We start from the raw sequence: 19,491 nt of genomic DNA, 5'->3' as shown, positions 1-19,491 counted from the left end.
GGGAGAATGGGGGTGTGAACAGGGCGAAGGGCGGTAGCGGCGGTGCGGGGGCCGACGGGGGTGCGGGGGTGGTCGGTGGCCCGGCGGGGGTGAACCTGCTCGCTCTGCGCAGCCACAACACCGCGCTGGTGCTCGACCTGCTGCGCACGGCCGGCGCGGAGGGCATCAGCCGGCTCGAACTCGCCGAGCGGACGGGGCTGACCCCGCAGGCCGTCAGCAAGATCACCGCCCGGCTGCGGGAGGAGGGGCTGGCGGCGGAGGCCGGGCACCGGGCGTCGACGGGCGGCAAGCCGCGGACGGTGCTGCGGCTGGTGCCGGGGGCGGGGCATGCGGTCGGGGTCCATCTGGACCGGGACGAGCTGCGTGCGGTGCTGGTCGACCTGAACGGGGCTGTGGTGGGGGAACGCCGGGCGCCGCTGGACCTTGGTGCGGGGGCGGAGGCCGTGGTGGGGGCGGTGGCTCGGGTGGTCGAGGGGTTGGTGGGGGAGGGGCTGGGGGCGGCGGGGCCGACCGGGTCGGTTGGGCCGTCTGTTCCCACTGTTCCGCCTGTTCCCTCTGTGCCGGATTCCACGGTTGCCGCGTCCGTCTCTGACATCGGCTCTCTTCTCGGTGTCGGCGTAGCTCTCCCCGGGCCTCTTGATCACGTCCGAGGCGTGCTGCATCGGGTCACCGGGTTTCCCGAGTGGGACGGCTTTCCGCTGCGGGACGCGCTGGTGCGGCGGCTCGGGGTGCCGGTCGTCGTCGACAAGGACACCAACGCGGCGGCGCTCGGACTGGCGGTGGCCGGAGAGGGCGGCGCGGGCGGGTCCTTCGCCTACCTCTATCTCGGTACGGGGCTCGGTGCCGGGCTCGTGATCGGCGGGGCCGTGCATCGGGGGGCCCGGACCGGTGCGGGGGAGTTCGGGCACCAGGTCATCCAGCTGGACGGGCCGCGCTGTGAGTGCGGGAACCGGGGCTGTGTGGAGACCCTTTGTCTGGGTGCGGTGGCGCGCGGCGAGATCGAGGAGGCGGCGCGGGTACTGGGGGAGGGCGCCGCGAACCTGGTCGGCCTGCTGGACATCGACCTCGTTCTGTTGGGCGGCCGTACGGTCGTCGGGGCGCCGGACGCTTTCGTACGAGGGGTTGCGGACGTTCTCGACGCCCGGGCCCGGGGTGAGGGGGCGGTACCGGTACGGGTCGCCTCCGGCGGGGTGGCGGAAGGGGCGGCCCAGCTGCTGCTGGCGCCGCTGTTCGGGCGGGGCGACGGATAGCCGGCCGTGTGGTGCGTGCGGGTTGGCTGTGGCTGACCGGGGGTGGGTCGCGCAGCCCGGCGCTACGGGGTGCCGCGCCTCTTTGGGTCGGGAGCCGCCCCAGCGGCACGACTGCCCGCGGATTGACGGGCGGGTGTCGCAGCCCGGCGCTGACGGGGTGCCGCGTCTCTTTGGGGCGGGAGCTGCCCCAGCGGTACGACTGCCCGCGGATTGACGGCGTCAGCCGGCCACCGCACACCCCCCCCGCCAAACGGGCGGATTCCACCAGCCACCCCCGCTCCACCCGGCATGGCACCGCCACCACCTCACCCCCACCCGGCATGGTCATGTGTTCATGCGACTGCCTATGCCCGTGCCCGTATCCCTCTGTCTCGCAGCCGCCGCCGCCTTCCTTCCCGCGTCGGCGTACGCCGCGTACGCCGACTCCGGTGTCTCCTGTGTCGCGCCCGGTGACCGGGACTTTCCGGTGACCACGCGGATTCATGGCGGGCCCGAGTCCTATGAGGCCGGGGGTGGTTACGGCACCTGGTATCTGGACCTGACCAACACCACCCGCCGGATCTGCGCGAACATCCACCCCGTTGTCGTCCTCGCCGACGACGAGCGGGCGCTCCAACCCTCGCAGCCGCGCCTGGAGTTCTACGACGGCACAGCGCGGGGCGGCACCCGCCCGCACCCCGTCCGCTTCGAGCGCACCGACGCCGACGAACTCGTGGGTGTCTTCGCCGACGAGCTGGCCGCCTTCCCCGGCTTCACCGTCGGCCCGGGCAGGACCCTCACCGTGAAGGTCCGGCTCGCGGTCACCTCGGACGCCGTACCGAACGAGGTCACCGCCAACGCGGCCGTCGTACAACGCCACGACGACGACGGCGAGTGGATCGGCCAGTCCAACGACTACCGCTTCCGCATCGACAGCGAGCCGAGCGAGGAGCGGGAACGCGGCCCGAGCGCCACAGCCACAGCCACAGCCACCGACCCCGGCACCGGCGAAGCCGATGAAGACGACAGGGCCGACCGTCCCGACCAGGCCTACGAACTCGCCCGCACCGGGCTCCCCGTGGTCGTCGCCCTCGCGGGCACCGCCCTGCTGATCCTCACCGGCACCACCCTCCTGCGGGCCCGCAGACGCCGCTGACCCGGTGCTGACCCGCTCTCCGCCACCCCACCGGAAACTGGCCATTCCCCAAGATCCGGCCACTGTTTAGGCTGGGGGCGCATCCAGCACCGCGTACATGCGGCATGCGTACGGCAGGAGATCCCGCACATGGCAGACCGCAGGCCCATCGAGTCGTGGCTCACCGACATGGACGGTGTACTCATCCACGAGGGCGTACCGATCCCCGGCGCCGACGCCTTCCTCAAGAAGCTGAAGGAGTCCGGGAAGCCCTTCCTGGTCCTCACCAACAACTCGATCTACACCCCGCGCGACCTGCACGCCAGGCTGCGGCGGATGGGCCTGGACGTTCCGGTCGAGTCCATCTGGACCTCGGCCCTCGCCACCGCTCAGTTCCTGGACGACCAGCGGCCGGGCGGATCGGCGTACGTCATCGGCGAGGCGGGCCTGACCACCGCGCTGCACGACATCGGCTACATCCTCACCGACCACGAGCCCGACTACGTCGTCCTCGGGGAGACGCGGACCTACTCCTTCGAGGCCATGACGAAGGCCGTACGGCTCATCGAGGGCGGCGCCCGCTTCATCGCCACCAACCCCGACGAGACCGGCCCCTCCACCGAGGGCCCGCTCCCGGCCACCGGTGCCGTCGCCGCCCTGATCACCAAGGCGACCGGCAGGCAGCCGTACTTCGCGGGCAAGCCGAACCCCCTGATGATGCGGACCGGGCTCAACGCGATCGGCGCGCACTCCGAGACCAGCGCGATGATCGGCGACCGGATGGACACCGACGTCCTGGCGGGCATGGAGGCCGGAATGCAGACATACCTGGTGCTCACCGGCCTGACCCGGCCCGAGCAGGTGGAGAACTTCCCGTACCGGCCGTCGAAGGTCGTGGACTCGATCGCGGACCTCGTCGACCGGGTCTGAAACCCGGCAGGGGCGGAACGTGCCCCGTTCGGAGCGGCGGAACGTCCCCCGTTCGGAGCAGTGCGGGCCCCGCTGAGGATGCGGGGCCCCGGCCGGAGGGGGAGGCTCCAGGTATCTGGAGGTTCACGATGCGTTCCCTACGTCTCACTCTCTGTACCGGCCTGATGCTCGCCACCGCCGCCCTCACCCCGGCGGCGTACGCGGCGGACGGAGGCAGCGGCATCGCGGTGACCCCCTCGTCCCCCGCCCCCGGCACCGACATCGCGCTGCGCGTCTCCGGCTGCACAGCCAAGACCGCCACGGCGGTCTCCGCGGCCTTCGTCGCGGAGGTCCGGCTCACCGGCGCCGACGGCACACTCGTCGGCGAGACGCGCATCCGCACCTCGCTCCAGGCGGGCGCGTACGACGTGACGGTCACCTGCGGCGGCGCCGACCGCAAGGCCCGCCTGACCGTCGTAGAGAAAACGCCGCGGCCGGACCAGCCGACCCATCAGCCCACGACCCCCGCCTCCCCGGTCGCCCCCGTGCAGGCCGGTGGCGGTGGCACCGCGCACCTCGCCGGTGCGGAAGCCGGCGAGGACGCCCGTGCCACCGGTCCCGGTACCGGACACACCGTGATCGGACTGCTTCTCGCCGCGGCCGCCGCGGTGGCCGTCGTGCTCCGGAGTACCCGCCGGAGCCGCGGGACGGGCTGACCCGCCATGTCCGACCACGAACGTTCCTCCGGCACCGGACGTCTGATCACCGGCGTGGCCTGGGCTGTGCTGCTGCTCGGGCTGTGGCTGTGGGGGCGCGAGGTGACCGACGTACGGCACGGGACCTCCGCGCCCACCACGGGTGACATGGCGGCGGTCGGGCGGCCGCCGGAGGTCGAACTCCCGCCCGCACACCGGCCGATCGGCGCGGCCCTGCCGCAGCGCGTCGACATCCCCTTCCTCGACGTGCAGGCACCGGTGGTGGCGCGGGGGCTCGACGGGGCGGGGGCGATCGACCCGCCCCCGTTCGAGCAGTCCGGGGTCGTCGGGTGGTACGCGGGGGGCGTGAAGCCGGGGGCGGGCGGGACCGCGCTGATGGTGGGGCACGTCGACACCGAGACCCGGCCCGCCGTCTTCTACAAGCTCAGCTCCCTCAAGCCCGGCGAGACGGTCCGGGTGATCCGCGACGACGGCAAGGTCGCCGAGTTCACCGTCGACGACGTCCAGGTCGTCACCCGCGACCACTTCGACGCCCAGCAGGCGTACGGCCCCCGCCAGACCGGACGGGCCGAGCTGCGGCTGATCACCTGCGGCGGCAACTTCGACCGGGCGAGCCGCAGCTACACGGCGAACGTGATCGTCTCGGCGTACCTCACGGGCACGGGACTCTAGGCCCCCTCACGGGTCCGGGACCCTGGACGTACCTCCGGGGTCCGGGACCTTGGACGTACCTCACGGACCCTGGACGTATCTCACGGGCACGGGACTTCGGGCCCAACTCCCGGACAACCCTTGGTGTTCCTCGAGTGTCTGAAGGGCTGGCAGGGGCGAAGGGCGCTCCGCCGGGAGGAGCCAGGATGACCACCCGTCGGCGCCGTGTCGGGGCCGCAGTGGCCGCCTTCGCGGCCGCGATCGCCGTATGGCTGCCCGTGACCTCCGCGCAGGCAGCGGACGGCCCGGTCGTACGCATTCACCTGCAGGACGACGACCTCGCACTGCCCCTGCCGCCGTCGTCCGACCCGCCGCTGATCAACTGGGGCCTGCGCAACGACGGTCCCGGTACCGCGGAGGACGTCACCATCACGGCGGACCTGAGCGAGATCATCGACTGGGTCACCCCGGACGCGACCGTGCCCGCCGACCACATCTACACCTGGCCCACCCGTGACGTCCCCGAGGGCGCGGCGGCCGGCTCGCTCATCGGCCTGAACGCCAAGCCCGGCACCCCGCTCGGCACCACCGGCACGGTGACCCTCAGCGGCACGTCCGCCAACGGCACCGTGGTCCCCGTCACCGCGCAGGTGACCGTGGGCAGCACCGAGTTGAAGGTCAACCCCCTGCCGAACCGCGAGGGCGACAAGCCCGGGTCCACGATCGAAGCCCCGGTCACCATCAGCAACACCGGCAGCCTGCCCGCCGAGGGCGTGCAGTTGCGGATGCTCACCACCCTCGGGCTCTCGTACGAGGACCGCTTCTCCAACTGCGTGTACTCCACGGTCACCAGCGGCCCGAACGAGTCCTACGCGCCGCAGCAGGCGCTGTGCACGTTCGACACGGTCATCGAGCCCGGCAAGAGCTACCGGCTGGACCGGCCCGTCGGGCTGGACGTGAGCGAGGAGGCCCTGTTCGAGTACTTCGGCCGCGAGGCCCTGCCCGTGTCCGGCGCCGACGCCACGCCGCCGTCGGGCAAGGGTTCGGCGCTCTCCCTCGTCCCCGCCGGAGACGCAGCCGCGGACGGCACGGAGGTCGGCCGGCAGAAGATCGACGTCGACAACACCGCCGACATGGTCGCGGGCGGCGACACCGCCGAGGGCGCACCGGGCGACATGGTGTACGTGGACATCTCCCTGAGTAACGAGGGCCCGGGCCGCGTCGGTTACATCAACGGCGACTTCTATCCGTCCCTGGTGCTGACCGTGCCCACCGGCGCCAAGGCGGTGGAGATCCCCGACCAGTGCAGCGTGTGGAGCAAGGAGGCGTCGTCCGGCACCGGTGAGAAGACGCCGGGCGCACCGGAGTACATCTGCGTGCCCCGTCCGAGCGAGTTCACCGTCGGGGACACCCGCACCTACCGGTTCGGCCTGCAGGTCCGCGACAACGCCGTGACCACGACGGGGCACGCCCAGGCGAGCACGCCGTCCGGCAGCGCCCTCAGCTTCGACGACAGGCACGGCAACGACACCGCGGCCGTCACGGTCGAGGTGGAGGGCGGCGACGGCGCCGCCGGGCCGAGCGCCTCCGCGTCGGCGTCCGCCACGCCCACGGCCGACGGCAACACGCCCCGGACCCAGACGGTCTCCGCCGCCGACGACACCGGCTCCCTCGCCAGCACCGGCGGCAGCGGCATCCTGCCCGTGGCCGCCGCCACGGGCGCCGGCGCACTGCTGCTCGGCGGCGCGCTGGTCCTCTTCGTGAGGCACAGGCGGGCCTGAACAGAAGTCAGTCGCACCCGGCCCGGTCGGCGACCCGCTCCCCCCGAAGCCGCCGACCGGGCTGGTCCTCGACCGCGCACGCACGGGTTGCGGGAGTAACCCGGCGCCGGCGCGGGAGGCTTGGAAGCCACGGAGCAAGTGAACGCGTGGCCGGGGGCCGGGGCCGTATGAGAAGACTCTAGAACGGATGCGCGCCGGGGCCTAGAGGTCGTTTGACGCCAAGTCCCGGGCCGGTGGCTCTCCGTGATCAGTGCTGGTGATGCCTGGTGCGACGCGAAGGGTACGCGGTTTCTACGACGGCCCGTCGAGCGGCCCCTCCACCTCCCGGCGCAGTCCGGCGTCGTCCGCGAGCCCCTCGATGACCGCGCCCGCGACCCGGTCCAGCGACAGCCGGCGCCGCCTGGCGTGCCGGCGCATCGCGAGGAACGCCTGGTCGGCGCCGACCCGCCAGCGCTCGGCGAGCATGCCCTTCGCCTGCTCGATGCGCACCCTGCTGGTCAGGGCCTGCTGCAACTGCCCGGACAGGGTGCGGTACTGGCTGTACACACGGTGGTTCTGCAGGCCGACGGCAGCCGCGTCGGCCAGCGCCTGCGCCACCAGCAGCTCCTGGGCCGTACCGTCCTCGGGATCCTGGGAGTCCTGGAAATCCTCGGGGCCCTCGGAGTCCTCGGTCCCGGAGGGCGGCGTCGGCACGAACACGTTCAGCGCGCCCAGCAGCGTCTCGCGCCGCCGCAGCGGGACCGCGTAGGTCGCCACGATGTCGTGCCTGAGGGCCCGCTCGGTGAAGGCCGGCCAGCGGGCGTCCGCGTGCGCCACCCGGATGGACACCGGCGCCACCGGCTTCCCGGAGCCGTAGCTCTCCAGACAGGGTCCGCCGCCGTACTGCGCCTCCAGCAGGTCGAGCGCCACCTCCTGGTGCCGGCTGCTGCCGGCCAGCGACACCGCCTCGCCGCCGTCGATGAGCATGACCCCGGCCGTCCGCGCGGAGAGCAGTTCGACGCAGTGGTCGGACATCCGTTGTAAATAGGGCGTGGTCTCGAAGCCGTCGGTGAGTGTGTCCGCGGCCTCCACCAGTGCTGCCGCGAGCCGGATCTCCCTGGTGGTGTACCGCATATCCGAGCACTCCTCTTCCGAGTCGGACGGGCGCCCCCGGACGGGCGCGCGCGTACCCCGACCATCGGCGCTGTAACAGCTCTTGGACAAGGTTCGGACGGCCTCGTGGGCAACGTGTCTGGTGTGTCAGGATTGAGACTTGGAACGGTGCACCCAAGGGGGAGTTGGATGTACGTCAGCAGGGGGGCCGGAACGCGGGCTGCCGCGGTGGTGCTGGGGGCGGCACTGCTGGTGGCAGGCTGTTCCTCGGACGACGGAGGGGACAAGGAGAACGACGACGCCGGTGCCGCGATCACCCAACAGCCCAAGGAGACGGACCCGTTCTGGGTCAACCCGGACGGCAGCGCGGCGCAGCAGGTGAAGGACTACGAGAAGGCGGGCAAGAAGGCGGAGGCCGAGCAGATCCGCAAGATAGCGGAGCAGCCGACCGCCGAGTGGATCGTCCCGGAGAACCCCGAGGAGCAGGCCCGCGGCTACACCGAGGCCGCCGAGAAGGCGGACCGGGACGCGCTGCTCGTCCTCTACAACATCCCGCACCGGGACTGCGGCCAGTTCTCGGGAGGCGGCGCCGCCGACGGCAACGCGTACCGGGCGTTCGTCGACAGCGTCGTCAAGGGCATCGGCGACCGCCCCGCGACGGTGATCCTGGAACCGGACGCGGTACTGCACATGGTGGACAACTGCACACCGGAGGAGTTCCACGAGGAGCGCTACGCCCTGCTCAACGAGGCGGTCGGCAAGCTCACGTCCCAGAAGAACACCAAGGTCTACATCGACGCGGGCAACGCCGGCTGGGGCAAGCCCGACCAGATCTTCGAACCCCTCCAGCGCGCCGGCATCGACCAGGCCGACGGCTTCTCCGTCAACGTCTCCAACTTCTACTCCACCGAGGACTCCATCGCCTACGGCAAGGAGCTCTCCTCGAAGGTGGGCAACAAGCCCTTCGTCATCGACACCAGCCGCAACGGCAACGGCCCCTACACGGGCGGCAACCCCGACGAACGCTGGTGCAACCCGCCGGGCCGGGCACTGGGGGAGACCCCGACGACCAAGACGGCGGATCCCTTGGTGGACGCCTACGTCTGGGTCAAACGCCCGGGAGAGTCGGACGGCGAGTGCAAGGGCGGCCCGAAGGCGGGCGAGTGGTGGGCGGACTACGCGCTGAGGCTGGCCAAGGCTTCCGACTAGTCCGACCACCGGTCCTTACGTGACTGGGGGCGCCCTCCGACCCGGAGGGCGCCCCCAGTCACGTACGTCCTTTCGTACGTCCTAGGGAACCCTGACCCACTGGGCCTTGCTGGGCGTTCCCTGGTCGTCGTTCACGAACACCATGTACCACCCCGACTGAACAAGGTTCTTGTTCTTCGGCACCGTCACGGTGAGCTTGTCGCCCGACGCCTTGAAGTCCAGCGCGATCGACCGCTGGTCGACGTCCGTCACGTGCGTCGCGGCACTGGGCCGGATCAGCCGCACCGACTTGACCGACGACGCGTGCTGCGAGGTGAACGTCCCCGACTCCCCGCGCTCGATGGTCTGCGGCCCGCCCGAGAGCGACGGCCGCGAGCCCTGGTAGAGATACGGCGGCGTGTAGATCTCGATCCGCTGCTCGAACACCCCGGGCTTCGTGTTCGCCTTGTCCGCGTACAACGAGTCCGACCCGAAGAACATCACCCGCCCGTCCGGCAGCAGCAGCGACCCGGAGTGGTAGTTCCGGCCCACCAGCGGCTCGGCGACCTCGTCGAACGTGTTGGTGTCCGGGTGGTAGAGCCGCGCCTGCAGGATGTTGGAGTCACCGCGCCCGCGGTAGTCCTCCGAACCGCCCGACACCAGCACGGTGTCGTCGGGCAGCACCGAGGCCTGCGGATAGCGCGTGCCCTTCTCCAGCGTCGGCCCGTCCTCGAACTTCGGACTGTCCGCCAACATGTCGACGATCCGGGTCCTGTTGCTGGACCGTGGGGACTCGCCGACCCCGCCACCGCCGATCACCATGTACTTCTCGTCCTGCGCCGGCGGCAGCAGCACGGTCCCGGACGTCTCCAGCAGCTTCGGATCGCTGAGCCCGGGGATCTTGGTGAACTTGTTGGTGTCCACGTCCCAGACGCCCGGGTCGCGGCCCACGTCGTCCGGCCCGTAGCCCGCGTTCGAACCCGAGTAGAAGATCTTGCCGTTCTGCATCAGGAACAGCGCCGGGTACGTCGGGAACTGCATGGTCTTCGGCAGGTACTTCCACTTCTTGGTCTCCGGGTCGAAGACCTCGTTCTTGCCGGGGACCAGCTGCCCGATGTCGTCGAGGCCCGAGACGCTGAGGATCTTCCCGTCGCTCAGGGTGGTGAGCGTCGGGTACCAGCGGGCCTCCTTCATCGGGTCGACCTTGATGTACTTCTCGGCGATCGGGTCGAACTCGAAGGCGTCCCGGATGCCCTGGAAGTCCTTCTTGTCGAGGGCGAGCTTCTGTGCGATGCCGTACGTGTTCTTGGCGTCGGCGCCGGACAGACCCTGGACGGTGTAGTTGTCCTGCGTGCCGGTCTCGTACTTGGCGCCGCTCTTCTGCGCCTCGACGTAGATACGGCCCAGTCCCGGGGTGTTGCCGAGGAACTTGCCGGTCTCCTTGTCGAAGTTCTTCTTCGCCCGCTCGACGACGACGGGGTCCTTCGACACGAAGGTCTGGCCGTTCTCCTTGCCCACGAACTTGGTGCCCGCGCGCAGGGTGATCGGCTTGTCCGGGTTCTCGTTGTGGACGATCATCAGACCGCCGGCCTTGGTGACGTCACCCTTCAGCTTCTCGTACCGCTTGGTGCCGCCCGCGATCAGCAGGTTGCCGTTGGCGAGCTGGGTGTGGCCGGTGCAGAACAGGTCCTTGGGCGTCGGGACCTTCTTGATGGTGCCCTTGACGGGGTCCCAGATCCGGGTGTCGAACTTCTTGTCGTCGAAGTTCTGCTGGTTGTTGCCCGACCCCGCGACGAGCAGGACCTTGCCGGTGCGCAGCAGCGCCGCGTGGATGGTGTTCTGCCGGTACTCCTCCGGGAACTCGATGACGTCCCACTTGCCGTTCTCGGCTTTGTACTCGGGTCTGTTGATCTGGTACTGGTGGTATTTCTCGGTGCCGAAGCGGTACAGCCACGGCCCGTTCATCCCGGCCAGCGCGAGCACCACCGCTGTGCCTATCGCGAGTCGACGGACACGGCGGCGGCCGGCCTGGTCCTTCATTCCTTACGTCCCCCAAGTCCACCAAGGGCGATCTGCATGGTCTGGTCGCCCGTCCCGTTCGACGCGGCCCAGCTCGGCTTGTGCTGCGGGGCGTGCTGGGCCGGCGTGCGCTGCGCGGGCAGCGGCTGCGGCTCGTAGGGCCCCGCTGCGGGAGCTGCGGGAGCCGCGGTCTGGGGGGCGACGGGAGCCGCGTCCTGCGGCCCCTGCTCGGGCACGTCGGGCCGCTTCTTCGCCTGCCGCAGCATGTGGCGCCAGGCGAAGATCGGCGTCGCGGTGATCAGCGTGGCGAACATCGCCCAGATGATCATCGCGGGGTGCGAGTGCCCGAAGACGAATCCTGCGGCGATCGAGCCGGTGAAGAGCACGATGAAGTACCAGTGGTACCGGAAGGTCCCGAACCACCGGTCCGGGCTCGCCGAGTCGCCCTTGGGGGTGACCACGAACTTGCTCTTGCGCCGCAGGACGGAGTCGATCAGCGCCTTCGCGTAGAGCGGCGCGGACAGCGCGGACATCACCATGCCGGCCACACCGCCGGAGCCCTCCGGCTCGTGCGGGGAGACGTTGTGCCGGCGGTTCCAGATGTAGAGGCCGATCTGCAGCGCGGAGGCATTGCCGTAGAGCATCAGCCACACGGTCGGGTCGATGTTCACTCCCGAGGCGCCCAGGCCCAGGAACAGCGCGCAACTGATCGCGGCGAGGATCCAGTTGAGGGCGGACATCGGGTAGAAGATGATCATCATCGTGTAGTTGAAGAGCTTGCTCGGCGGCAGCGAGTACCAGCCCTTCCAGTACTGCTTGAGGATCGTCTCGTACGTCCCTCGTGACCAGCGCATCTGCTGGGTGAAGAAGTCCGTCCAGGCACTGGGGCCCTCACCGACCGCGAGCACGTCCGGGGTGTAGACCGAGCGCCACTTCTTGCCGGTTACCGGGTTCTTGTGGCGGTGGATCTCGAAGCCGGTGGCCATGTCCTCGGTGATCGAGTCGTACAGGCCGCCGATCTGCTTGAGCGTCCTGATGCGTACGGCGTTCGACGTGCCCACGAACATCGGCGAGCCGTAGCGGTTGCCGGCGCGCTGGATCAGCGCGTGGAAGAGGAACTGCTGCGACTCGGCGGCCTTGGTGACGAAGTTGTCGTAGTTGCCGTAGACCTGCGGGCCGATGACGAAGCCGACGTCCGGGTCGCGGAAGAAGCCGAGCATCCGCTCCAGGTAGTTCGGCAGCGGCACGTGGTCGGTGTCGACGGAGGCGAAGAAGTCGTAGTTGTCGCCGTGCGCGTCCAGCCAGGCGTTGTAGTTGCCGTGCTTGGTCTTGGCACGGTGCGGGCCCGAGGCCTGGTTCCACTTCGCGACGCCCTTGCGGGAGAAGTGGTGCACGCCGAGGCGCTCGCAGACCTCCTTGACCGCCGGGTCGTCGCCCTCGTCGAGGAGCCAGACATGCATGAGGCCGCGGTGCCGGATCTTCACCGCGGCTTCCAGGGTCTTCGTCACCATCTCCAGCGGCTCCTTGCCGGGCACGAAGGAGGTGAGGAAGGCGACTCTGGTGCCGGTCTCGGGCACCACCGGGATCGGGTCGCGGGCGACGAGGGTGGCGTGCGCGTTCGACAGCACGTTCATGCAGCGGAAGAACTCGATCAGGCCGATCGAGACGAGCATCACGATGTCGAGCGCGGGCAGCCAGGAGAAGGCCGGGTAGTCGCGCTCGGTCCAGTGCTCGGGCTGGAGCAGCCAGGCCAGCAGGACCAGCGAGAGCAGCGGCGCGGCGGCGAGCATCAGCGCGACCCTGATGCGGTGCGGCTCCTGCGAGATCAACGAGCGGTACTGCACCCTGTACGGCTTGCCCGGATCGGGCTGCGTGAGGGGGCCGGCCAGTCTGCTGTAGTGCTCGTAGTCGTATTTCGGAAGTGTCTTCTTGATCCGGCGGAACGTACCGGTCCGATGCGAAGGCACCCTGAGCTGGGTGGTTCGGGACGGGTCGGAGTCCTGCCGGGCGCCCGTCGGCGTCGACGTCATGAGTCATCCCCCCACACGCGGGAGCGCCGCGTGTTTCGTCGTTTCCTTACGTCTGCTCAGGTCCCCCTCGACCTTCACATTCGTATCAGCGGTGGGTCGCAGTCACCACATGCTCCACACTTACAAGACACGGAACCACGACCTTCCGGTTGCATGATGCCCCCCTCGGCATCCGGTCACGAACGGGGCCCCTCTCCCCGATCAACCGGGCAACCGGCTCCTTGCCCCCCAACTGCCGCGAATCCGCAGCATCTTGAAAACCAGGGTTCTACGGTGTTCATCATGATCGCAAGATGCGAAACGCGGTGTTTACCGGTCATACGCGTTCATTGTGGCGCCTGTGGGGACCTTGTGGAGTCATTGTGGACAGCAGGGTGGGTGACGACCCCTCCGGAAGCGCGACAGGCCCCCCGCCTGAGCAGGGGGCCTGTCGTGTCTGTGCGCCGCCAGGGACTCGAACCCCGGACCCGCTGATTAAGAGTCAGCTGCTCTAACCAACTGAGCTAGCGGCGCCTGCTGACCTGCACGAGCTTACCGGATGGCGGAGGGTGCTCCGGACCGCCGACGGGGGCCGGAGGGCGGCCCGGAGCGGGCCGCCGTACATCATTCGGACCGTCAGCATGCGCGTCGGGAAGACAGTTGAGAAACTGGCGAATGTGCACAGGTGCGGACATTTCCATCTGGAGTGTGAGGGGAATCGCATGACGACTCCGGTCTTCGAGGAATTCGATCCCGCGAGCGACTGCGACTGCCCCGGATGCGTTCACTGGCGACGGGTCCTGCCGTCTTCCCCGTCGTCCCCGACCGGCCGTCACCCCGCTGCCCACCGGGCGGTGATCCTCGCGGCAGCGGCCTCCACGGCGCTGGTTTCCGGCCATACGGCACCGGCCCTCGCCGCCCCCCACGCGCCCGCCCGTCCGGGCGTTCCCGCAGGTGACGAGCCCGATACCCCGCAGGGCGGCAAGGCCCCGCTGCACGGCCCGGGCGGGCGGCCGGCGCCGGTGAAGACGCCCGCGACCACCCGCGCGGACATCATCAAACGGGCCAAGCGGTGGGTCGCCGCGAAGGTGCCGTACAGCATGAGCGGGTACTGGGGCGACGGGTACCGGCAGGACTGCTCGGGCTTTGTGTCGATGGCCTGGAATCTCCCCGGGAACGAGTGGACGGGCAGCCTCGGCCAGTACGGGGTGCGGATCGCCAAGGACGATCTGCGGCCCGGCGACATCCTCCTCTTCCACAATCCGGCGGACCCCGAGAAGGGCTCGCACGTCGTGATCTTCGGCGGCTGGACGGACTACACGCACACCTACTACATCGCCTACGAGGCGACCCGCCCGTACGCCCGCAGGCAGTCCACCCCGTACGCCTACTGGAGCCACTCCGACCGGTACGTCGCCTACCGCTACAAGGGGCTCGCGGGCAGTACGGCGGGGACGAAACCGGATCCCGCGAAGCCGGACCCTGCGAAGCCGGACCCCGTGAAACCGGACCCCGTGAAACCGGACCTCGCGAAGCCGGATCCCGACAAGCCGGACACCGCGAAACCGGCCGCCCCGGCGAACGCGCCGTTCCCGGGAGCGGCGTACTTCGGGCCGGGCGCGAACAACAAGTACGTCACCCAGCTCGGCCGCATGCTCGTCGAGCGCGGCGCCGGGCGCTACTACACCTCCGGTCCGGGACCGCGCTGGTCGGACGCGGACCGCAGGGCGACCCAGGCCTTCCAGCAGGCCCAGGGCTGGCGGGGCGGGGACGCCGACGGGCTGCCGGGGCCGCGGACCTGGCAGCTGCTGGTGACGGGACAGGGCAGGGACGTCACGGCCGGGGCGGCCGGACCTCCCGTGCCTGCCGGGCCCGCCTCCCACGGGGTGCCCGGCTATCCGGGGCGGGCGATGTTCCGGCCCGGGGCGACCAACCAGTACGTCACCCAGCTCGGGAAGCAGCTGGTGAAGAAAGGGTTCGGCACGTACTACACGACCGGCCCGGGACCGCGCTGGGGCGAGGCGGACCGGCGAGGCGTCGAGGCCTTCCAGCGCGCCCAGGGCTGGCGGGGCGGCGCGGCGGACGGCTACCCGGGTCCGGAGACCTGGCGGCGGCTCTTCTCGTAAACCCACGCACCGGCATGGGCAACCCACGCACTGGCACGGCGTATCTGGCGCGGAGGCTGGAGGCACGCATGAGCACGACCACTTCACACACACCCGACCACGTCCCCGAACACACACCTGAGCACATCCCGGAGCACGTTCCCGAGCGCATCCCGGAGCGCATCCCCGAGTCCGAGGGGCTTTCCCGTCCCGCCCGGCTCATCCAGAACGAGGCGACCACCGAGATCCCCGTCCATCTGCTGTTCCGCGACGAGCCCGACCCGGTGTCGGTGCCGCTGAAGCCGGCCGTCGTGGGGCGCCGGCAGGGGACGGGGGAGCAGCCCCGCTTCAGGCGGCCGATGCCGTCGAAGCCCCGGCCCGCGCCCGAGGTCGACCCCGCGCTGAGGGAGCGGCCCGCGCGGGTGCTGCCGGGCGCGGCGGGCGTGTTCGCCGGTGTCTGCGGAGCGGCCGGCTGTGTGGTCACGTCGTGGTGGGCGGGCGCGCTGCCGCCGCTCGCGGTGGAGGCGCTCCGGCTGCCGTCGTACGCCGGGGCGGGCCTCGGCCCGGCGCAGTGGGCGGCGTACGCGGGTGCGGGCGCGCTCGGGCTGTTCGGCTTCGGCGGGCTGGCCCGGGGGCGGACCGGGCGGGCCTGGGTGCTCGGCCTGTTCGGCCGCTACCGGGGCACCGTCCGGCGCACCGGCCTGCTGTGGGTCAACCCGCTGCTGCTGCGCCGCCGGGTGGACGTACGGCTGCGGCACTGGCGCAGCGAGCCGATGCCGGCGGCCGACGCGAGCGGGGTCGCGCTCCGGGCGGTGGTGCTGGTGGTGTGGCGGGTGCGGGACACCGCGCGGGCCACGCTGGGCGTCGAGGACCACGAGACGTATCTGCGCGAGTGCGTGGAGGCGGGGCTCGCCCGGGTGCCGGTGGTGATGCCCGGGTCCGGACGGGGGTCCGCCGACACCGCCGGGGACGCGCTGACCCGGATGGTCGCGGCGGACGCGGCGCCGGTCGGGGTCGAGGTGTTCTCGGTGCAGCCGGTGCGGCTGGAGTACGCGCCCGAGGTCGCGTCCGCGATGCACCGCCGCCGGATCGCGGCGCTGGACGCCCAGCACCGGGCGACCGTGCTCACCTCGGTCGTCGACTCGGTGGAGGACACGGTGACGCGGCTGACCATGCGCGGGCTGGTGGAGCTGGACGACTACGAACGCAAGGCGCTGGTGAAGGACTTGACGGTGGCGTTCTGCGCGGGGCGTGGGGAAGCAACCTCCTGATTGGTATGGACACGTCTTTGATATGGACACAGTCAACTGTCGGCAATAATCTGGGACTTGGTCTAGACCTACCTGCACAGCTCACTGAAACTCCCCCACGTTCACCAGGAGCGGCAGCATGCGCAAAAAGACCAAGTGGTACGCCGCCGCGCTCGGCCTCACGACGACCGGAGCCCTCGTGCTCTCGTCCGGCGGTGCGAGCGGACACGGCTACACCGACCTCCCCATCAGCCGTCAGAAGCTCTGCCAGAACGGCACCGTGACCAACTGCGGCAACATCCAGTGGGAGCCGCAGAGCGTCGAGGGCCCCAAGGGCTTCCCCGCGTCCGGTCCGGCCGACGGCCGCATCTGTTCCGGGGGCAACACGCCCTTCGCCCAGCTCGACAGCCCGAAGACCCCGTCGGGCGGCGCCTGGCCCACGACGAAGGTGTCGGGCGGTCAGAGCTACACGTTCCGCTGGCAGTTCACGGCCATGCACGCCACGACCGACTTCAAGTACTACGTCACCAAGCCGGGCTGGAACCAGAACCACAACCTGGCCCGTACCGACCTCAACCTCACCCCGTTCCTGACCGTCCCCTACAACGGCCAGCGACCCCCGTCCACGCTCTCCCACAGCGGCACCCTGCCGTCCGGCCTGAGCGGCCGGCACGTCATCGTCGCGGTGTGGACGATCGCGGACACGGCGAACGCGTTCTACGCCTGCTCGGACGTCACGTTCTGAGCGCCGCCCGCGGGGGCTGCCGGAAGCTTGAGCACTGCTTGAGACAGTCCGGCACCCCCCGCGGGTAGGTTCCCCACACGCCGCCGAACGTGACGGCGTACGAACATCGGGGGACACCATGGAAGCGTTCTTCTACGTCGTGCCGCTGCTCATGATCGGGATCCTGGGATTCGCCGCGTTCACGGTGGTCCGTCGCGCCCGGGAGGTCAGCAGCGCCTGGAACAGCGGCCTGACGGCCCAGGCGCGCTGTCTGCGGGTGTACACGACGACCAGCGGCGGCGGTGACTCGTCCGTGCGCACGACCCTGCACCACGTCTACGAGTTCGCCACGCGCGAGGGCCGCGTCGTCCGGTTCGACGAGACGGGCGGCCGGGGGACGACCATCGAGGGCGACCTCGTCACCGTGCACTACGCGGCGGACCGCCCGGAGCGGGCCACGGCCAAGGCGCCGGCGCCCGGGAAGCTGGCGGCGGGCACGGGCTGCCTGCTGGCCTTCTTCGGGACGATGGTCCTGTTCTGCCTCGGCTTCATGGTCACGGCCCACGCGATCTTCGACGTGGCGGACGGATTCATGCCCTAGCCTCCACATCTGACGGTACGTCAACTACCGTGCGCGCCCATGGAGTCCAGTCGACGGAGCACGGTCGCGGAACTCGTGGCGGCACGGTGGGGCGACCACCGACCCGGGCTGTGGTGCGGGGAGCGGACGCTCACGCACCACGAGGTGGCGGCGGGCGCGGCGGCCCGTGCGGCGCTGCTGGCCGACCTCCTGCCGCCCGGGGCGCACATCGGGGTCCTGCTCGACAACACCCCCGAGTACCCCCTGTGGTTGAGCGCCGCGGCCCTCGCCCGGGTCGCCGTCGCCGGCGTCAACCCCACCCGCCGCGGCCCCGAACTCGCCCGCGACATCCTGCACACCGAGTGCCGCATCCTGGTCACCGAGCGCGCCCACCTGCCGCTCCTGACCGGCCTGCGGCTGCCATGGGGGTCCCCCCGCGCGAGCGCAGTCGAGCGTGGGGGAGTACGCCTTCTGGTGACCGATGCGCAGGAGTACGACGACCTGCTCGCCCCCTACGCGGACGCGCGGCCGGACCCCTCCCGGGCCACCCCGGCCGACCGCCTCCTCCTCTACTTCACCTCCGGCTCGACCGGCGCCCCGAAGGCCGCGCTCTGCTCCCAGGGCCGCCTGGCCGCCGCCGGGCGCTCCCTGGCGGACCAGTTCACCGTCCGCCCGGACGACGTGCACTACGTCTGCATGCCGATGTTCCACGGCAACGCGGTGATCGCCGACTGGGCCCCCGCCCTCGCGGCCGGCGCGGGCGTGGCGCTGCGCCGGCGGTTCTCGGCGTCCGGCTTCCTGGCGGACGTACGGCGCTACCGCGCGACGTACTTCACCTACGTGGGCCGGGCGATCCAGTACCTCCTCGCCACCGAGCCGCGCCCCGACGACCGGGACAACCCGCTGCGGCTGGGCTTCGGCACGGAGGCGGGGGCGGTGGACGCGGCGGCCTTCGAGCGGCGGTTCGGGGTGCGGCTGGTGGAGGGGTACGGGTCGTCGGAGGGCGGCGCGGCGATCCAGTGGGCGCCGGGCACACCGTCCGGCGCGGTCGGCCCGGCGGCACCCGGCCTCGTGGTGCTCGACCCGGACACGCGCGAGGAGTGCCCGCCGGCGGTCTTCGACGCGGCCGGGCGGCTGCTGAACGGCGAGGAGGCCATCGGGGAGCTGGTGAACCGCGGCCCCAGCCCTTTCGAGGGTTACTGGCGCAACCCGGACGCGGACGCGGCACGGCTGCGGGACGACGGCTGGTACTGGACCGGCGACCTCTTCTACCGCGACGCCGACGGCTTCCTCTACTTCGCCGGCCGCACCGACGACCGGCTGCGCGTCGACAGCGAGAACCTGGCCGCCGCGATGATCGAGAACATCCTCGCCCGCTACGAGGGCGCGGTCGCCGTCGCTGTCTACGCCGTACCGGACCCGGTGACCGGGGACCAGGTGATGGCGGCGATCGCCGGGGACTTCGACCCGCGGTCCTTCGCCGAGTTCCTGCTCGCCCAGCCCGACCTCGGGACGAAGATGGCGCCCCGGTTCGTGCGCGTGCTGGAGCGGATGCCGGTCACCGCGACGAACAAGATCCACCGGGCGCGGCTCAGGAAGGAGGGGGTCCGGTGTACCGGTCCGGTGTGGTGGCGGCCGCCCGGGGAGCAGGCGTACCGGAGGCTGACCTCGGCGGACGCCGAAGGGCCCCTCGTTTCCACGAGAGGCCCTGCTTGAGGGGGCGTGGGTGGCGGCGCCCCCGCAACGCGCGGCGTAGCCGCGCAGAAGCGACGAGGGCGAGGCCGGTTCGCGCTTTCCGCGAACACGCCTCGCCCTCGACATCGTGCGCCGCCAGGGACTCGAACCCCGGACCCGCTGATGCTGTGTCTTCCCGGGGGATGCCCCCCGGACCCCCAGCCGCTTTCTGCGGGTCGGCGTGGTTCATTTCGCGCTGAAGGCCCCCCGCTTCCGCAGGAGGCCTTCGGTCGTCTGTGCGCCGCCAGGGACTCGAACCCCGGACCCGCTGATGCTGTGTCTTCCCGGGGGATGACCCCCGGACCCCCAGCCGCTTTCTGCGGGTCGGCGTGGTTCATTTCGCGCTGAAGGCCCCCCGCTTCCGCAGGA

15 protein-coding genes, 1 tRNA gene and 2 pseudogenes are annotated in these 19,491 nt (G+C 70.9%); 14 read left to right on the top strand and 4 right to left on the bottom strand.

Features of this window, described 5'->3' with window-relative positions; genetic code table 11:
* Positions 1–14: 14 nt before the first annotated feature.
* The 6 genes from AC5P09_RS11215 to AC5P09_RS11190 all read left to right on the top strand — a co-directional run bounded on the left by AC5P09_RS11215 (position 15) and on the right by AC5P09_RS11190 (position 6,421).
* The gene (locus AC5P09_RS11215) at positions 15–1,250 is read left to right on the top strand and encodes an ROK family transcriptional regulator (protein ID WP_493873712.1); all 1,236 of its coding nucleotides are present in this window, start codon (positions 15–17) and stop codon (positions 1,248–1,250) included.
* Between the two features lie 346 nt (positions 1,251–1,596).
* Positions 1,597–2,385, top strand: a complete 789-nt coding sequence (locus AC5P09_RS11210) for a hypothetical protein (RefSeq protein ID WP_493873711.1) — start codon at positions 1,597–1,599, stop codon at positions 2,383–2,385.
* 129 nt (positions 2,386–2,514) lie between these two features.
* Complete coding sequence (locus AC5P09_RS11205; RefSeq protein WP_493873710.1) at positions 2,515–3,294, top strand: HAD-IIA family hydrolase; 780 nt, start codon at positions 2,515–2,517, stop codon at positions 3,292–3,294.
* A 128-nt stretch (positions 3,295–3,422) separates the two neighbouring features.
* Positions 3,423–3,989: a hypothetical protein gene (locus AC5P09_RS11200; protein WP_493873709.1), complete on the top strand. Its 567-nt coding sequence runs from the start codon at positions 3,423–3,425 to the stop codon at positions 3,987–3,989.
* Positions 3,990–3,995: 6 nt separating this feature from the next.
* Positions 3,996–4,661 (top strand): class F sortase, encoded by a 666-nt coding sequence (locus AC5P09_RS11195; protein WP_493873708.1) that lies wholly within the window; start codon positions 3,996–3,998, stop codon positions 4,659–4,661.
* Positions 4,662–4,846: 185 nt separating this feature from the next.
* A complete protein-coding gene (locus AC5P09_RS11190; RefSeq protein ID WP_493873707.1) occupies positions 4,847–6,421 on the top strand; it encodes a COG1361 family protein in 1,575 nt (524 codons plus the stop codon).
* 291 nt (positions 6,422–6,712) lie between these two features.
* Here the strand turns inward: AC5P09_RS11190 and AC5P09_RS11185 are convergent, their stop codons facing one another.
* Entirely contained in the window at positions 6,713–7,534 is an 822-nt protein-coding gene (locus tag AC5P09_RS11185) for a GAF and ANTAR domain-containing protein (RefSeq protein ID WP_493873706.1), read from the bottom strand.
* 168 nt (positions 7,535–7,702) lie between these two features.
* Here AC5P09_RS11185 and AC5P09_RS11180 point away from each other — a divergent pair, with 168 nt between their 5' ends.
* Positions 7,703–8,722, top strand: a complete 1,020-nt coding sequence (locus AC5P09_RS11180) for a glycoside hydrolase family 6 protein (RefSeq protein ID WP_493873705.1) — start codon at positions 7,703–7,705, stop codon at positions 8,720–8,722.
* Positions 8,723–8,803: 81 nt separating this feature from the next.
* Here AC5P09_RS11180 and glxA read toward each other — a convergent pair whose 3' ends face one another.
* The 3 genes from glxA to AC5P09_RS11165 all read right to left on the bottom strand — a co-directional run bounded on the left by glxA (position 8,804) and on the right by AC5P09_RS11165 (position 13,263).
* Positions 8,804–10,741 (bottom strand): radical copper oxidase GlxA, encoded by a 1,938-nt coding sequence (gene glxA / locus AC5P09_RS11175; RefSeq protein WP_493873704.1) that lies wholly within the window; start codon positions 10,739–10,741, stop codon positions 8,804–8,806.
* Complete coding sequence (locus AC5P09_RS11170) at positions 10,738–12,750, bottom strand: glycosyltransferase family 2 protein (protein WP_493873703.1); 2,013 nt, start codon at positions 12,748–12,750, stop codon at positions 10,738–10,740. The genes glxA and AC5P09_RS11170 overlap by 4 nt, the downstream gene beginning before the upstream one ends.
* Before the next feature lie 439 nt (positions 12,751–13,189).
* A tRNA-Lys gene (locus AC5P09_RS11165) sits at positions 13,190–13,263 on the bottom strand.
* Positions 13,264–13,370: 107 nt separating this feature from the next.
* Between AC5P09_RS11165 and AC5P09_RS11160 the strand changes: the two are divergent.
* The 7 genes and pseudogenes from AC5P09_RS11160 to AC5P09_RS11130 all read left to right on the top strand — a co-directional run.
* Positions 13,371–13,997, top strand: a pseudogene (locus AC5P09_RS11160) (NlpC/P60 family protein); the annotation flags it as partial.
* A gap of 333 nt (positions 13,998–14,330) precedes the next feature.
* Positions 14,331–14,531, top strand: a pseudogene (locus AC5P09_RS11155) (peptidoglycan-binding protein); the annotation flags it as partial.
* A gap of 108 nt (positions 14,532–14,639) precedes the next feature.
* Positions 14,640–14,855 (top strand): peptidoglycan-binding protein, encoded by a 216-nt coding sequence (locus tag AC5P09_RS11150; protein ID WP_493873867.1) that lies wholly within the window; start codon positions 14,640–14,642, stop codon positions 14,853–14,855.
* Positions 14,856–14,923: 68 nt separating this feature from the next.
* Positions 14,924–16,105, top strand: a complete 1,182-nt coding sequence (locus tag AC5P09_RS11145) for an SPFH domain-containing protein (RefSeq protein WP_493873702.1) — start codon at positions 14,924–14,926, stop codon at positions 16,103–16,105.
* A 118-nt stretch (positions 16,106–16,223) separates the two neighbouring features.
* Positions 16,224–16,829 carry a lytic polysaccharide monooxygenase auxiliary activity family 9 protein gene (locus AC5P09_RS11140; RefSeq protein WP_493873701.1) on the top strand — a complete coding sequence of 202 codons (606 nt, stop codon included), beginning with the start codon at positions 16,224–16,226 and terminating at the stop codon, positions 16,827–16,829.
* Positions 16,830–16,947: 118 nt separating this feature from the next.
* Positions 16,948–17,409 carry a DUF3592 domain-containing protein gene (locus AC5P09_RS11135; protein ID WP_493873700.1) on the top strand — a complete coding sequence of 154 codons (462 nt, stop codon included), beginning with the start codon at positions 16,948–16,950 and terminating at the stop codon, positions 17,407–17,409.
* A 39-nt stretch (positions 17,410–17,448) separates the two neighbouring features.
* Positions 17,449–19,104, top strand: a complete 1,656-nt coding sequence (locus AC5P09_RS11130) for an AMP-binding protein (protein WP_493873699.1) — start codon at positions 17,449–17,451, stop codon at positions 19,102–19,104.
* Positions 19,105–19,491 lie beyond the last annotated feature (387 nt).

This window comes from Streptomyces sp. a15 (genome assembly GCF_059026085.1).
Note: the sequence above shows the minus strand (reverse complement) of the source record. Positions and strands in the feature narration are given on the sequence as shown.

Excerpts from the sequence above, each read along its gene's own strand:
- AC5P09_RS11205 (WP_493873710.1), top strand. The coding sequence starts at position 2,515 with ATGGCAGACCGCAGGCCCATCGAGTCGTGGCTCACCGACATGGACGGT.
- AC5P09_RS11180 (WP_493873705.1), top strand. The coding sequence starts at position 7,703 with ATGTACGTCAGCAGGGGGGCCGGAACGCGGGCTGCCGCGGTGGTGCTG.
- AC5P09_RS11140 (WP_493873701.1), top strand. The coding sequence starts at position 16,224 with ATGCGCAAAAAGACCAAGTGGTACGCCGCCGCGCTCGGCCTCACGACG.
- AC5P09_RS11130 (WP_493873699.1), top strand. The coding sequence starts at position 17,449 with ATGGAGTCCAGTCGACGGAGCACGGTCGCGGAACTCGTGGCGGCACGG.
- AC5P09_RS11135 (WP_493873700.1), top strand. The coding sequence starts at position 16,948 with ATGGAAGCGTTCTTCTACGTCGTGCCGCTGCTCATGATCGGGATCCTG.
- AC5P09_RS11185 (WP_493873706.1), bottom strand. The coding sequence starts at position 7,534 with ATGCGGTACACCACCAGGGAGATCCGGCTCGCGGCAGCACTGGTGGAG.
- AC5P09_RS11145 (WP_493873702.1), top strand. The coding sequence starts at position 14,924 with ATGAGCACGACCACTTCACACACACCCGACCACGTCCCCGAACACACA.
- AC5P09_RS11210 (WP_493873711.1), top strand. The coding sequence starts at position 1,597 with ATGCCCGTGCCCGTATCCCTCTGTCTCGCAGCCGCCGCCGCCTTCCTT.
- AC5P09_RS11200 (WP_493873709.1), top strand. The coding sequence starts at position 3,423 with ATGCGTTCCCTACGTCTCACTCTCTGTACCGGCCTGATGCTCGCCACC.
- AC5P09_RS11190 (WP_493873707.1), top strand. The coding sequence starts at position 4,847 with ATGACCACCCGTCGGCGCCGTGTCGGGGCCGCAGTGGCCGCCTTCGCG.
- glxA (WP_493873704.1), bottom strand. The coding sequence starts at position 10,741 with ATGAAGGACCAGGCCGGCCGCCGCCGTGTCCGTCGACTCGCGATAGGC.
- AC5P09_RS11150 (WP_493873867.1), top strand. The coding sequence starts at position 14,640 with ATGTTCCGGCCCGGGGCGACCAACCAGTACGTCACCCAGCTCGGGAAG.
- AC5P09_RS11195 (WP_493873708.1), top strand. The coding sequence starts at position 3,996 with ATGTCCGACCACGAACGTTCCTCCGGCACCGGACGTCTGATCACCGGC.
- AC5P09_RS11170 (WP_493873703.1), bottom strand. The coding sequence starts at position 12,750 with ATGACGTCGACGCCGACGGGCGCCCGGCAGGACTCCGACCCGTCCCGA.